Below are 14,037 nucleotides of genomic sequence, written 5' to 3'. Positions count from 1 at the left end.
CTGCGCGCGGCTGGGGCTGCGCCCGCTGGCGCCCACGGTGCTCGCCGCGGCGGCCGAGCCGGAGGAGGTGCTGGCGGCGCTGCGCGCGGCGGGGGTGGCGCCGGCCGCGGAGGGCCCCGACGGGGAGCTGGTGGTGCGCCGCCCGGCGGAGCTGCGCAGCGCCGCGCGCCAGCCGCCGCGGCCGGTCACCGGTGAGCCGCCGCCGCCGTCGCCGGCGCTGCTGTCGGCGGCGGTGCGCTCGGTGCGCGCCGGCGACGAGGACGCCGAGGCGGGCGAGCGCCGGCGCGCCGAGCACGCCGACGCCCCGCGGCTGGAGCACCTGGACCCGGTGACCTCGCTGGTGATGCTGCGGGAGGCGGCCGCGGCGGGGCGGGCGGTGTGGATCGGCTACGCGGACACCGACGGCACGCCCCGGCGCCACCTGGTGGACCCGATCGGCGTGGAGGGCGGTCGCATCACCGCCTTCGACCGCCTCGATCGCTCGGTGCGCACCTTCTCCGTGCAGCGGGTCACCGGCGTGGCCCCGCAGGGGGCGTGAGGCGCGCGGGGGTCGGCTAGCGTCGTCGGGGCACCCGCGCGCGCGGCACGGGACGTCGAGGGCGAGGGGAGCACGGGCGATGAGCGAGTCGGAGCGGGGCGGGGAGCGGCGCTCCTGGTGGGAGAAGCCGGACGCCGACCAGCCCGGCTCGCACGCGGCGTCGGCGGCGGCCGGCGCCGACGCGCAGGACCCGTACCGCGCGGGCGACCCCCACGGCGCCGGGGACGACCCGTACCGCGCCGGTGAGGACCCGTACCGCGCGCAGGGCGACGCGCACCGCGCGGGCGACCCGTACGGCACCGCCGACCCGTACGGGTCGGCGGACGCCGCGGCGACGCGGGCGCTGCCGCAGGACGGCGCGGTCCCCCCGCCGTGGACGACGCCGGGCACGGCGGCCGAGCACCCGCCGCTGGTGGACCGGTCCGCGCACGGCCGGCCGGGCGACCACGACCAGCCGTACGGCCAGCATCAGCACGGGCAGCCGTACGGCCAGCCGGGCGGCTACGACCAGCCGTACGGGCAGCCCTACAACCAGACCCTCGGCGCGCCCGCGGACCCCTACGGGCAGCCGCCGGTGGCGGGGACGGCGCACGCGGTGCTGTGGACCGCGGTGGGCGGCCTGGTGCTGGTGTTCAGCGGCCTGGGGTGGATCGCCGCGGTCGTGGCGCTGGCGATGGCGCCGGGCGCGCGGCGGGAGATCGTGGCCTCGCAGGGCGCCCGGCGCGGTCTGGGGCACCTGCTGGCCGGGAAGGTCGTCGCGTGGGTGACGATCGGCCTGACGCTGCTGTCGGTGGTGGCGGTGGTGGCGTTCGTCGCGTGGCTGGCGGGCCAGGACCCCTCCTACGGCACCTCCTACGACAGCGTCTCGATCGTCACCGGCGCGTGAGGGGGCGCTGTGAGCCCGTTCACGGCCGCACGGGGGCGCGGCGCGGAAGCACCCGGCGCCCGGCGGGGTTGAAGACCCCGTGACCGACGGCCCCCTCATCGTCCAGAGCGACAAGACGCTCCTGCTCGAGGTCGACCACCCGCGCGCGCGGGCGGCCCGTGCGGCCATCGCCCCGTTCGCGGAGCTGGAGCGCGCCCCCGAGCACGTGCACACCTACCGGCTGACGCCGCTGGGCCTGTGGAACGCGCGCGCGGCCGGGCACGACGCCGAGCAGGTCGTGGACACGCTGCTGGAGTTCTCCCGCTACTCGGTGCCGCACTCGCTGCTGGTGGACGTCGCCGAGACGATGGCGCGCTACGGGCGCCTGCAGCTGGCCAACGACCCGGTGCACGGCCTGGTGCTGCACGCGCTGGACGTGCCGGTGCTGGAGGAGGTGCTGCGCTCGAAGAAGGCGGCGCCGCTGCTGGGGGCGCGGGTCGCGCCGGACGCGGTGGCGGTGCACCCCAGCGAGCGCGGCAACCTCAAGCAGGTCCTGCTGAAGCTGGGCTGGCCGGCGGAGGACCTCGCCGGGTACGTGGACGGCGAGGCGCACCCCATCGACCTGGCCGAGGACGGCTGGTCGCTGCGCCCGTACCAGGCCGAGGCGGTGGAGGGCTTCTGGCACGGCGGCTCCGGCGTGGTGGTGCTGCCGTGCGGGGCGGGCAAGACGGTGGTGGGTGCCGGCGCGATGGCCCGGGCGCGCGCCACCACGCTGATCCTGGTGACGAACACGGTCTCGGCGCGGCAGTGGCGCGACGAGCTCATCAAGCGCACCTCGCTGACCGAGGACGAGATCGGCGAGTACTCCGGGGCGCGCAAGGAGATCCGCCCGGTGACGATCGCGACGTACCAGGTGGTGACGACCAAGCGGAAGGGCGTCTACCCGCACCTGGAGCTGTTCGACGCGCGCGACTGGGGCCTGATCGTCTACGACGAGGTCCACCTGCTGCCCGCGCCGATCTTCCGGATGACCGCGGACCTGCAGGCGCGCCGCCGGCTGGGCCTGACGGCGACGCTGGTGCGCGAGGACGGCCGCGAGGGCGACGTCTTCTCCCTCATCGGCCCCAAGCGCTACGACGCGCCGTGGAAGGACATCGAGGCGCAGGGCTACATCGCGCCGGCGGACTGCGTGGAGGTGCGGGTGACGCTGCCCGAGGGCGAGCGCCTGGCCTACGCGACGGCCGAGGACGAGGAGCGCTACCGGCTGTGCTCGACCTCGCCGGAGAAGTCGCGGGTGGTGGAGAAGCTGGTGGCCCAGCACGCCGGTGAGCCGACCCTGGTGATCGGGCAGTACATCGACCAGCTGGACGACCTGGGCCGCCGCCTGGACGCCCCCGTCATCAAGGGCGACACCTCGGTGAAGGAGCGTCAGCGGCTGTTCGAGGCGTTCCGGCAGGGCGAGGTGACCACGCTGGTCGTCTCCAAGGTGGCGAACTTCTCCATCGACCTGCCGGAGGCGAAGGTCGCCATCCAGGTGTCGGGCTCGTTCGGCTCGCGCCAGGAGGAGGCCCAGCGGCTGGGCCGGGTGCTGCGCCCGAAGGGCGACCACGGCTCGGCGCGCTTCTACACGGTGGTCTCGCGCGACACCAAGGACCAGGACTTCGCCGCCCACCGGCAGCGCTTCCTGGCCGAGCAGGGCTACGCCTACCGCATCGTGGACGCCGACGACATCGACGGCGGCGTGCCGGACGCCGACGGGGTGCTGCCGGGCAGCTGACGCGCCGGTGCGGCGCGGTCGCCGTGCGCTCGACGCCCGGCGGGGTCCTCCCCCGCCGGGCGTCGGCGCGTGCGGGCGCCCTCGGGCCCATTGACAGACCGAGCGCTCGGTTTCACGATGGTGGGGTGACCGCCACCGGCGCCCCCACCCCCCTGCTCTTCCGGCTGCGCCACGGCGGCGCCCTCCTGGAGGCGGAGGTGGAGGCCGTCGGCCACCGGGCCCGCGTGCGGCTGCGGCGCGGGGGCACCGCGCTCGGCGAGCGCACCGGCGCCGGCCGCGTGGGCGTCGAGCTGCCCGGCGGCGCGGGCCCGCACCGGCCGCGGGTGGTGGTGCGGGTGCTGCCGCGCGGGGTGCCGCTGGACGTGGTGCTCGTGGAGCCCGGGCCGCTGCGCGCGGTGCGCACCGCCTTCGAGCCGCCCCCGGGCACCACCGCCGCGCGCTGGCACGCCTGGCAGCGCCGCCACGCGGTGCTGTGGGCCTCGCGGCACGTCGTGCTCGCCGTCGGCAGGGCCGTGCTCGTGCTGCTGGGCGTCGCCGCGTTCGTGCAGCTGGTCGTGCGGCGGGTGCTGGCGTGGCTGCGCGAGCAGCTGCCCGCGCTGGACCTGCCGGCGATCCCCTGGCCGGGCTGGGACCTGCCGGCGATCCCCTGGCCGGACTGGGACCTGCCGGCGATCCCCTGGCCGGACCTGGACCTGCCGGACCTGCACGCGCCGTGGTGGCTGGCGGCCGTGCTGGCCACCGCGAAGTTCTGGGCCCCGGTGCTCCTGGCCCTGGCCGTGGCCGTGCGCGAGGTGCGTCGCCGCCGGGCCGCCGCCGGCGCCGCACCCGGCGGAGGGGACACTGCTGCCGGCGCCACCCGCCCGCCGGAGGCGCCGGACGCCCGCCCCCGGCGGGAGCCGGCCCCCGCGGGCCCGGCGCGCGGGCACCAGGACGGGCACCAGGACGGGCACCAGGACGGGCACCAGGACGGGCACCAGGACGGGCACCAGGACGAGGACGAGCACGAGGAGCCGGATGCGCACGGTCGACCCTGAGCAGCACCGCCGACGGCGCCACGAGATCGTCGAGGCCGCCGTGGAGCTGTTCGCCCGCAAGGGCTTCGAGGCGACGACCACCGCGGACATCTGCCGCGCGGCCGGCATCAGCACCGGCCGGCTCTTCCACTACTTCCCCTCCAAGCAGGCGGTCTTCCACGCGATCTTCGAGCTCGACCGCGCCGAGCAGGAGGAGGCCCTCGCGCGGGCCGTGCACGACCCGGACCCGTGGCGGGGCCTGACGGCCGTGGTGGAGCGGCTGTGGGCGGAGACCACCCACCCGGTCGTCGCCGGGCTGTTCGTCGAGGTCGTCACGCAGGCGCACCGGGACCCCGTGGTCACCCGGCTCGTCGCCGAGGACGACCGGCGCGCGCTCGACGGCGTCGCCGCGCTCGTCGAGCGGCTCGTCGCCGCCGGCCGCGCCGACCCCGCCATGCCCCCGCAGGAGGCGGCCCGCTGGGTGCTCACCCTGGCCGAGACCGCCTACGGGCGCGGCTACCCCGAGCCCGAGCGCGACCGCGACGCGGACCGGGACACGGCGCTGGAGCTGGTCGCGCGGGTGCTGCGGCTGCGCCCGGCCCCCGCCGGGGGCTGACCCGCCCGGAGCCGGCCCGCGGGAGCGCTCAGCGGGTGGCCAGCCGCGCCAGCTGCACGTCGGTGGCGGGCACCGCCCGGCCCCGCTGGCTCATCGCCGCCAGCAGCAGGTCCGCCGGCTCCGGGCGCACGTCCGCGCGGGCCTCGATCCAGCCGCGCAACCCGTCGGGACGGTTGGTGATCACCCCGTCCACCCCGGCGTCCGTCAGCGCCCGCCACAGCACCGGCTCGTCGACCGTCCACGGCCACACCGCCAGGCCCGCGGCGTGCAGCTCCTCCACGGCGGCCGGACGGGCCACCAGGGACGCCACCGAGGGGTTGCAGGCGATCACGCCGAGGTCGCGGCGCAGCGCGCGCCCCTGCGCCAGCGCGTCCGCGGCCGGCGCCTCCAGCAGCGCCGCGCGGCGCACCTCCGGGGCCACCTCCTGGACGCGCGCCAGGGTGCTCACCTCGAAGCTCTGCAGCACCACCTGCTCCACGGCACCGGCCCGGCGCACCTCGCCCACCGCCCCGGCCACCTGCTCGCGGTCCCAGCGGCCCTTCAGCTCCAGCAGCAGCTGGGCGCCGGGGTGGTCGGCGAGCAGGTCCAGCAGGTCCGCCAGCAGCGGCACGCGCTGACCGGAGTACGCCGGGGAGAACCACGACCCCGCGTCCAGGCGGGTCAGCTCCTCCGCGGCCAGGTCGGCCACCAGGCCGCGGCCGCCGGTGGTGGCGTCGACCACCTCGTCGTGGATGAGGACGGCGGAGCCGTCGGCGGCCGGGTGCACGTCGGTCTCGACCATGTCGGCGCCGCAGCGCAGCGCGGCCTCGAACGCGGCGAGGGTGTTCTCGGGCGCCACCGAGGAGTAACCGCGGTGCGCGATGACGAGGGGCGGTGCGAGCGGGTGTGCGCTGACCACACCCTCACCGTGACCGGCGCACGCGTCCGGCGGGTGGCCTGCGGGCGGACTCTGCGTGACGAGTGCTCGACCGCTGCTGCCCACCACCGGGATCTCCGCCCTGCTCGCCGGTCGCCGGGTCCTCGCCCCGGCGCGTGCTCGGGGACTGCTTCGGCACGCGCGCGCCTGCCCTGGAGCCCCGTCCCCCGGGGGTCCCCCGACCGCCGGGGCCGGAGCGACCCCCGGGCGCGCCGGCGCAGGCTCAGGCGGTGACCAGCCCCCGGCGGCGCAGCAGGGGCTCGATGGCCGCGTCGCGGCCGCGGAAGTCGCGGTAGGCCTGCATCGGGTCGACGCTGCCCCCGCGCGAGAGCAGGGTGCGGCGGAAGTGGTCGCCGTTCTCCCGGCGCAGCCCGCCGTTCTCGTGGAACCACTCCACGGTGTCGGCGTCGAGGACCTCGCTCCACACGTAGGAGTAGTAGCCGGCGGAGTAGCCGCCGCCGAAGACGTGGTGGAAGTAGGTGCTGCGGTAGCGCGGGGGCACGGCCTCCAGGGCCACGCCGGCCTCGGCGAGCGCGTCGGCCTCGAAGCGCTCGACGTCCTCGGGCGCGGCGCCGTCGAGGGCTCCGGCGGGCAGGCGGTGCCAGGCCATGTCGAGCAGGGCGGCGGCCAGGTACTCCAGGGTGGAGAAGCCCTGGCCGTGGGCGCGCGCGGCGCGCAGGCCCTCGACGGCGCCGGCGGGCAGCGGCTCGCCGGTGACGTGGTGGCGGGCGTAGCGGGCCAGGACGTCGGGCTCGAAGCCCCAGAACTCGTTGACCTGCGAGGGGAACTCGACGAAGTCGCGCGGGACGCTGGTGCCGGAGAAGCGCGGGTAGCGCACGTCGGAGAGCAGCCCGTGCAGGGTGTGGCCGAACTCGTGGAAGAGCGTCTCGACCTCGTCGACGGTCAGCAGGGTGGGCTCGCCGGGGGCGGGCCGGGCGACGTTGAGGCAGTTGACGACGACGGGGGCGGTGCCCAGCAGGCGGGACTGGTCGCTGAAGGAGCTCATCCAGGCCCCGCCGCGCTTGGACTCGCGCGCGTACGGGTCGAACAGGTACAGCCCGTGGACGCCGTCGGGTCCGGAGACCTCGAAGACCCGCACGCCCTCGGAGTAGGTGGGCAGGTCGGTGCGCTCGGTGAAGCCCAGCCCGTACAGGGCGGTGGCGGTGGCGAACACGCCGTCCACGAGGACCCGCTCGAGCTCGAACCAGGGGCGCAGGGCGTCGACGTCCACGGCGAAGCGCTCGCGGCGCAGCCGGGAGGAGCAGTGCGCCCAGTCCCAGGCGCGCAGCGGGGCCTGCTCGCCGTCGGCGGTGAGGACGGCGGTGAGCTCCTCCTGCTCGGCGCGGGCGTTGGCGAGGGCGGCGGGTGCCAGGCGGCGCAGCATGCCGACGGCGGCCTCGACGTCGCCGGCGGTCTCGTCGGCCACGACCCAGGAGGCGTGGTCGGCGAAGCCGAGCAGCCGGGCGCGCTCGGCGCGCAGGGCGGCGATGCGCTGCAGCAGGGCGCGGGTGTCGTGCTCGCCGCCGCGCCCGCCGCGGGAGACGGAGGCGCGGTGCACGCGCTCGCGGGAGGCGCGCCGGCGCAGCACCTCCAGGACGGGCTGGCCGGTGGGCAGCACGAGGGCGATGAGGTGGCCGTCCTCGCCGCGCTCGGCGGCGGCCTGCCGGGCGCGGGCGAGGTCGGCGGGCGGCAGGCCCTCCAGCTCGGCGGCGTCGGTGAAGCGGACGGCGAGGTCGTTGGTGTCGGCGAGCAGCTCGACGTCGAAGCGGGTGGTGAGGGAGCTGAGCTCGGCGTTGAGCTCGCGCAGGCGCGCGGCGCCGGCCTCGTCGAGCAGGGCGCCGGAGCGGGTGGCGTCGTCGTGCAGCTTCGCGAGCAGCCGGCGGGCCTCGTCGCCCAGCTCTGCCGGGGGGTCCTCGTGCAGGGCGCGCACCCGCTGCACGACGCGCGGGTCCAGGCGCACCGCGTCGTGGTGGGCGGCCAGGCGGGGGGCGTACTCGGCCTGCACGGCGCGCAGGGCGTCGTCGGCGTCGGTGCCCACGAGGTTCCAGAAGACGGCCTCGGCGCGCGCCAGGAGCTGCCCGGAGGACTCCAGGGCGTCGAGGAGGGCGGCGGCGGGCAGGTCGGCGGCGAGGAGGGCGTCGAGCTCGGCGAGGTGGGCGGCGGTGCCGGCCTCGAAGGCGGGGGCGAAGTGCTCGGCGCGGATCCGGTCGAACGGCGGCAGGCCGAACGGCAGGTCGCTGGCGGCGGCGAAGGGGTTGTCCTGGGGCAGGTCGGCGGGTCGCTCGTTCGCTGCGGTCGGCGTCATGCGGTGATCCTGCCGCAACCGCCCGTACACCACCGACGAAGGTGAGGCTATCCGTGCTCGCGAGCGGCCATCGACCGTTCACCGGCGCGACACCCCCCGGTGGCCTCAGGTGCGGCACAGCCTCCATAGCGTCCACCGCGCACGACCGCCACCCGGCCGGTCGACGGCCGGGCGTCCGCTCCCGGCCCTGCGACGCCCCCGCCCGAGGAGTTCCCCCGTGACGACGGACGCCTGCCGCCCGACGCTGCAGCTGCTGCCCTACGCCCCCGCCGGCCGCCGCAGCCCGATGACCTGCCACTACCGCTGCGCCTCCGCGTGCGCGATGCCGGTGGCCAACACCACCGACAACTCGTACTTCGGCGACCTCGTGCGCAGCGCGGTCTCCCGCCGCGGCGTGCTGGCCGGCCTGGTCGGCCTGGGCGTGACCGGTGCCGCGGTGGCGCAGGCCCAGCCGGCCAGCGCCTTCGGCGGCGGCGACCGCCGACTGCTGGCGGCGCCGTTCGAGCCGGGCCACCAGATCGACTTCTCCCCCATCGCGCCGGTGGCGAAGGACTCCGACTCCTTCGACGTGCCCGAGGGCTTCACCTGGTCGACGGTCATCTCCTGGGGCGACCCGATCCTGCCGGGTGCGCCGGAGTTCGACATCGACGCGCAGACCCCCGAGGCGCAGGCCGGGCAGTTCGGCTACAACAACGACTACACCGACGTGCTGCCCCTGGGCGGCGACCCGAACCGCGCGGTCCTGGTGTGCAACAACGAGTACACCAACGAGGAGATCATGTTCCGCGGCTACGCGGAGCAGGCCGGGCCCACCGAGGACCAGCTGCGCATCTCCATGGCCGCGCACGGCATGTCGATCGTGGAGCTGCGCCGCGCCTCGCAGTCCTCGCCGTGGGCGTACGTGCGCGGCAGCGAGTTCAACCGCCGCATCACCGCGCAGACCCCGATGGAGTTCACCGGCCCGGCCGCCGGCTCGCGCCTGCTGCGCACGAACGCGGACAAGCACGGCCGCACCCCGGTCGGCACCTTCAACAACTGCGCCGGCGGCACCACCCCGTGGGGCACCGTCCTGTCCGGCGAGGAGAACGTCAACGGCTACTTCCGCGCCCCGGCGGAGGCGACCGACGCGGCCTACGAGCGCTACGGCATCGCCGGCGAGGGCCGCGGCTGGGACCGCGTGGACGCGCGCTTCGACACCGCCGTCGAGCCCAACGAGCCCAACCGCCACGGCTGGATCGTCGAGGTCGACCCGTACGACCCCTCCTCCACGCCGCGCAAGCACACCGCGCTGGGCCGCCTGAAGCACGAGGGCGCCACGATCTCGCTGGCCGCCGACGGCCGCGCGGTGGCGTACATGGGCGACGACGAGCGCTTCGACTACGTCTACAAGTTCGTCTCCAAGCGCAAGCACCGCGAGGGCGACCGCAAGCACAACCTGCGGCTGCTGGAGGAGGGCGACCTGTACGTCGCCCGCTTCACCGGCGACGGCACCGCGGACGGCCGCTACGACGGCACCGGGCAGTGGGTCCCGCTGGTCACCGGCGGCGTCTCGCGCGTGCCCGGGTTCTCCGTGGACCGGGTGCTGGTGCACACCCGCCTGGCCGCCGACGCGGTGGGCGCCACGAAGATGGACCGCCCCGAGGACGTGCAGCGCAACCCGGTCAACGGCCGCGTCTACGTCGCCTGCACGAACAACACCAACCGCGGCACCGAGGGCAGGGCCGGCACCGACGAGGCGAACCCGCGCGCGAAGAACAAGGACGGGCACGTCGTCGAGATCACCGAGGACCGCGACGACGCCGCGGCGACGAGGTTCCGCTGGAACCTCGTGCTGGTGTGCGGCGACCCGGCCGACGCGAGCACGTACTTCGGCGACGTGGACCGCTCGCTGGTCTCGCCGATCTCCTGCCCGGACAACCTGGCGTTCGACACCGCCGGCAACCTGTGGATCTCCACCGACGGCAACACCCTGGGCAGCAACGACGGCCTGTACGAGGTCACCGTCGACGGCCCGGACCGCGGCCTGGTGCGGCAGTTCCTCTCGGTGCCGACGGGCGCGGAGACCTGCGGCCCGGTGATCCACCCGGACGGCAGCGTGTTCGTGGCCGTGCAGCACCCCGGCGAGCTGGACGGCGCCAGCGTCGACGCGCCGGTGTCGTTCTTCCCCTACGACGGCACCGGCCAGCCGCGCCCGTCCGTGGTGCAGGTGCGCCCGCTCTGAGCGGGGCGCGGGCTCCGGCCGGGGGCGGTCGGTGCGGCTGCACCGACCGCCCCCGGCGGCGTCGAGGGTCCGGTGACGGGCGCGGCGTCAGGGACCGGTGACGAGGGCGCGCACCAGCCGCTCCAGCTCCGCGGCCGGGTCGGCGGTCAGCCCGCAGTGCACCGGGGAGGTCTGCAGCACCGTGCTGCGCGGCGCGGTCAGCCAGCGGAAGCGGGCCCCGCGCGCCTCGGCGACGGCGGCGCCGGCGGCGGGGTCGCCGGCGCACACGCCCTCCAGGGCGCGCAGGTGGCGGGCCACCGCCTCGGCGTCCGCGCCGGGGTCCAGGGCGCGCAGCCGGGCGGCGTCCAGCGCGGTGCGCGCGGCGAGGTGCTCGCGGGCGCGGCACCACAGCAGCACCCCGGCGTTGAGGAACTCCGAGCGCTCCACGCGCGGCACCACGCGCACGACGGCGTACTCGTAGACGTCCAGGCCCTCAGCCACGGCGCGCCCCCGGCTGCGCCCGGCGCACCCGTTGCACCTCCGCCAGCTGCGCCACCCAGGGGCGCGGCGCGGCCAGCCGGGCGGTGAACCAGTCCAGGTAGGCGGTGCGCACCTCCTCGGCCGCGGCGAAGCCCGGCTCGCCCTCCAGCCACACGTCGGGCACGTCGTCCACCGCGGCGCGCAGCACGCCGGGCGTCAGCGCCGCCGCGCACCCCGCGTCCACGTCCTGCACGTCGGCGGCGGCGCCCAGCAGCAGGTGGTCCTCGGCGTGGCGCAGCGGGCGGGCGGCGGAGGCCGCCGCCCGCGGCCAGTCGTGGTGGAAGTACAGCGCCGCGCCGTGGTCGATCAGCCAGGGCCTGCCCGGCCGGCCCCACCACAGCGCGTTGGGGTTGCGCCAGGAGCGGTCGACGTTGAGGACCAGGGCGTCGAACCACAGCACCCGCGCCGCCCAGAGCGGGTCCACGGGGTCCACCGCCGGGTCGAAGCTCAGCGCCCCGGGCAGGAAGTCCATGCCCAGGTTGGCCCCGGGCGAGCGCAGCAGCAGGTCCTGCACCTCCTCGTCGGGCTCGCCGCGGCCGATGACGGGGTCCACCTCGGCGAGGACGAGCTCGGGCACCTCCAGGCCCAGGGCCGCGGCCAGCCGCGCGGCGAGCACCTCGGCGACCAGGACGCGCCGGCCCTGCCCGGCGCCGTGGAACTTCACCACGTAGGTGCCCAGGTCGTCGGCCTCGCACAGGCCCGGCATGCTGCCGCCCTCGCGCAGCGGCAGCACGTACCGGGTGGCGGTGACGGGGCGCAGCACGCCCGCGAGTCTGCCAGGCGCGCCGCCGGGTCCGCGGCGGGGCGGGGCCCCGCGGGGTCACCGCCGCCGCCCGGCGCGTCCCCAGCCGGTTCCCAGGCTGCGGGCGCACACTCGCCGGGTGAGGAGCGCGAACACCCAGCCGGAGGCCCGGCTCCTGGTCGTGGACGACGAGCCCAGCATCCGCGAGCTGCTGGCCACCAGCCTGCGCTTCGCCGGGTTCGAGGTGACCTCCGCCGCCGACGGGGCGCAGGCGCTGGAACTGGCCGAGAAGGTGCGCCCGGACCTGGTGGTCCTGGACGTCATGCTGCCCGACCTCGACGGCTTCACCGTCACGCGCAAGCTGCGCGAGCGGGGCCGGCCGGTGCCGGTGCTCTTCCTCACCGCCCGCGACGACACCGCGGACAAGGTGACCGGCCTGACCGTCGGCGGCGACGACTACGTGACCAAGCCGTTCAGCCTGGAGGAGGTCGTGGCGCGCATCCGCGCGGTGCTGCGCCGCACCGGCGGGCCCACCGGCCCCGACTCCGGCCGGCTGGTCTTCCACGACCTGGAGCTGGACGAGGACTCGCACGAGGTGCGCCGGGCCGGGCGCCCGGTGGAGCTGTCCCCCACCGAGTTCAAGCTGCTGCGCTACCTCATGCTCAACCCCCAGCGGGTGCTGTCCAAGGCGCAGATCCTGGACCACGTGTGGGACTACGACTTCAACGGCGAGGCCGGGATCGTGGAGTCCTACATCTCCTACCTGCGCCGCAAGCTGGACACCGAGGGCCTGGAGCCGCTCATCCACACCAAGCGAGGCGTCGGGTACGTGCTGCGCGCCCCCTCCGGCGCCTGATGGGGTGGGCGGCGGCCCCGGGCCGCTGGCGCGCGGCGGTGCGCGCCGCCGAGGAGCGCCTGCCGCTGCAGACGCGGCTGCTCGTCATCGCCGTCGCGCTGCTGCTGGTGGCGATGACCGTCTTCGGCGCGGCGTCCCTGGCGCTGCTGCGCAGCAACCTGCAGCAGCAGGTCGACGACGAGCTGGTGGTGCAGGCCCGCTCGGTGCAGACCTCGCTGGCGCAGCTGTCGCAGGGCGGCGGCGTCGCCGTGCCGTTCCCGTCGGTCTACGTGCGGCTGGCCGACGCCGACGGCTCCGGCTACGTGGAGGTCTGCACGCGCGCCAGCCGGGCCGCCCCGTGCCTGCAGGCGCCCGACCTGCCCGAGCTGACGGCGGCGCTGGTGGAGCAGCGCTCCGGGGAGCCGTTCACCGCGGCCGGCAGCGGCGGGCCGTGGCGCGCGGTGGTCTTCACCGACCGCGACTCGCGCGTGAACGCCGCCGTCGCGCTGCCGCTGGCGGGCGTGCGCGAGACGCTGTCGGACTACCGCGGGGTGGCGCTGCTCACCGGGGCGTCGGTGCTGGTGCTGGGCACCGGCCTGGCGGCGCTGGCGATCCGCCGCTCGTTCCGCCCGCTGGCCGACATCGAGCGCACGGCCTCCACCATCGCCTCCGGCGACCTGTCCCGGCGCGTGCCGCGGCAGCCGACGAGCACCGAGATCGGGCGGCTGGGCGAGGCGCTGAACACGATGCTCGCCCGGATCGAGGGCTCCTTCCGCGCCCAGGAGCGCTCCGAGGAGCAGATGCGCCGCTTCGTCGCCGACGCCAGCCACGAGCTGCGCACCCCGCTGGCCGCGATCCGCGGCTTCGCCGAGCTGTACCGGCAGGGCGCGGTGCGCGAGCCGGCCGACGTGGCGCACGTCATGGGCCGCATCGAGGGCGAGTCCACGCGGCTGGGCCGGCTCGTGGAGGACCTGCTGGCCCTGGCGCGCCTGGACGAGGCGCAGCGGCGGCGCGCCCACCAGCGCGAGCCGGTGGACCTGGTCGTGGTCGCCTCCGACGCCGTGCACGACGCGCGGGCGCTGGCGCCGGAGCGGCGGGTGCGCCTGGAGGGCGTGCAGCCGGGCACCGGGCCGTCCTCGGCGGTGGTGCTGGCCGACGAGGCGGGCCTGCGGCAGGTGGTGACCAACCTGCTCGCCAACGCGCTGCACCACACCCCCGCCGGCACGCCCGTGGAGGTGGCGGTGGGCCGGGTGCCGGGCCCGTCGGGGCCGGAGTCGGTGGTGGAGGTGCGCGACCACGGGCCCGGCCTGGCGCCGGAGCAGGCGGAGAAGGTCTTCGAGCGCTTCTACCGGGTGGACGCCTCCCGCCAGCGCGGCACCGGCGGCTCCGGCCTGGGCCTGGCGATCGTCGCCACGATCGTGCAGGGGCACGGCGGCACGGTGGCGGTGGTGCCCACCCCGGGCGGCGGGGCCACGTTCCGGGTGCGCTTCCGCGCGGCCCCCGCCGGGCTGGGCGCGGACCCGGAGGACGGGCCCGGCGAGCCCGCGCCGCGCGGCTGAGCCGGATTCACAGGTCCCGTCCAGCTCGTTCCGGGAGGACCCGCAGCCCGGGGGCCGTCAATGGTGGTGAGGGCCCCGGCCCGCACCCGACCTCCCCAGCGCCACCACACCAGAGGTGAACGAGGATGAAC

Annotated in this window: 12 protein-coding genes; 8 read left to right on the top strand and 4 right to left on the bottom strand. The window is 76.7% G+C overall.

Annotation, left to right across the window (positions count from 1 at the left end):
- From GTR00_RS04345 to GTR00_RS04325, 5 genes are all read left to right on the top strand, one after another.
- On the top strand, positions 1–538 hold a 538-nt coding region (locus tag GTR00_RS04345), incomplete at its 5' end, for a WYL domain-containing protein (RefSeq protein WP_166610415.1).
- A gap of 79 nt (positions 539–617) precedes the next feature.
- Positions 618–1,424, top strand: coding sequence for a DUF4190 domain-containing protein (locus tag GTR00_RS04340; RefSeq protein ID WP_166610414.1), 807 nt, complete (start codon positions 618–620; stop codon positions 1,422–1,424).
- A gap of 79 nt (positions 1,425–1,503) precedes the next feature.
- Positions 1,504–3,180: a DNA repair helicase XPB gene (locus GTR00_RS04335; protein ID WP_166610413.1), complete on the top strand. Its 1,677-nt coding sequence runs from the start codon at positions 1,504–1,506 to the stop codon at positions 3,178–3,180.
- A gap of 125 nt (positions 3,181–3,305) precedes the next feature.
- Positions 3,306–4,214: a hypothetical protein gene (locus tag GTR00_RS04330; RefSeq protein ID WP_166610412.1), complete on the top strand. Its 909-nt coding sequence runs from the start codon at positions 3,306–3,308 to the stop codon at positions 4,212–4,214.
- On the top strand, positions 4,195–4,809 hold the full coding sequence (locus tag GTR00_RS04325) for a TetR/AcrR family transcriptional regulator (RefSeq protein WP_166610411.1): 615 nt from the start codon (positions 4,195–4,197) through the stop codon (positions 4,807–4,809). The genes GTR00_RS04330 and GTR00_RS04325 overlap by 20 nt, the downstream gene beginning before the upstream one ends.
- A gap of 28 nt (positions 4,810–4,837) precedes the next feature.
- On the opposite strand, the gene GTR00_RS04320 is transcribed toward GTR00_RS04325, so the two are convergent.
- On the bottom strand, positions 4,838–5,707 hold the full coding sequence (locus tag GTR00_RS04320) for a glycerophosphodiester phosphodiesterase (protein ID WP_166610410.1): 870 nt from the start codon (positions 5,705–5,707) through the stop codon (positions 4,838–4,840).
- A gap of 241 nt (positions 5,708–5,948) precedes the next feature.
- Positions 5,949–8,030, bottom strand: coding sequence for a M3 family metallopeptidase (locus GTR00_RS04315; RefSeq protein ID WP_166610409.1), 2,082 nt, complete (start codon positions 8,028–8,030; stop codon positions 5,949–5,951).
- 286 nt (positions 8,031–8,316) lie between these two features.
- Here GTR00_RS04315 and GTR00_RS04310 point away from each other — a divergent pair, with 286 nt between their 5' ends.
- The gene (locus GTR00_RS04310; RefSeq protein WP_166610416.1) at positions 8,317–10,251 is read left to right on the top strand and encodes a PhoX family protein; all 1,935 of its coding nucleotides are present in this window, start codon (positions 8,317–8,319) and stop codon (positions 10,249–10,251) included.
- An 87-nt stretch (positions 10,252–10,338) separates the two neighbouring features.
- Here the strand turns inward: GTR00_RS04310 and GTR00_RS04305 are convergent, their stop codons facing one another.
- The gene (locus tag GTR00_RS04305) at positions 10,339–10,731 is read right to left on the bottom strand and encodes a DUF3037 domain-containing protein (RefSeq protein ID WP_166610408.1); all 393 of its coding nucleotides are present in this window, start codon (positions 10,729–10,731) and stop codon (positions 10,339–10,341) included.
- Positions 10,724–11,533 (bottom strand): HipA family kinase, encoded by an 810-nt coding sequence (locus GTR00_RS04300; protein ID WP_166610407.1) that lies wholly within the window; start codon positions 11,531–11,533, stop codon positions 10,724–10,726. Before GTR00_RS04300 ends, GTR00_RS04305 begins: the two co-directional genes overlap by 8 nt.
- A gap of 118 nt (positions 11,534–11,651) precedes the next feature.
- Between GTR00_RS04300 and GTR00_RS04295 the strand changes: the two genes are divergently transcribed.
- Both GTR00_RS04295 and GTR00_RS04290 read left to right on the top strand, forming a co-directional pair.
- On the top strand, positions 11,652–12,368 hold the full coding sequence (locus GTR00_RS04295; RefSeq protein WP_166610406.1) for a response regulator transcription factor: 717 nt from the start codon (positions 11,652–11,654) through the stop codon (positions 12,366–12,368).
- Positions 12,368–13,906 carry a sensor histidine kinase gene (locus GTR00_RS04290; RefSeq protein ID WP_166610405.1) on the top strand — a complete coding sequence of 513 codons (1,539 nt, stop codon included), beginning with the start codon at positions 12,368–12,370 and terminating at the stop codon, positions 13,904–13,906. The genes GTR00_RS04295 and GTR00_RS04290 overlap by 1 nt, the downstream gene beginning before the upstream one ends.
- Positions 13,907–14,037 lie beyond the last annotated feature (131 nt).

The sequence above is a fragment of the Kineococcus indalonis genome, from assembly GCF_009906395.1.
Taxonomy (GTDB): domain Bacteria; phylum Actinomycetota; class Actinomycetes; order Actinomycetales; family Kineococcaceae; genus Kineococcus; species Kineococcus indalonis.
This window is presented reverse-complemented; position numbering and strand designations above follow the sequence as displayed.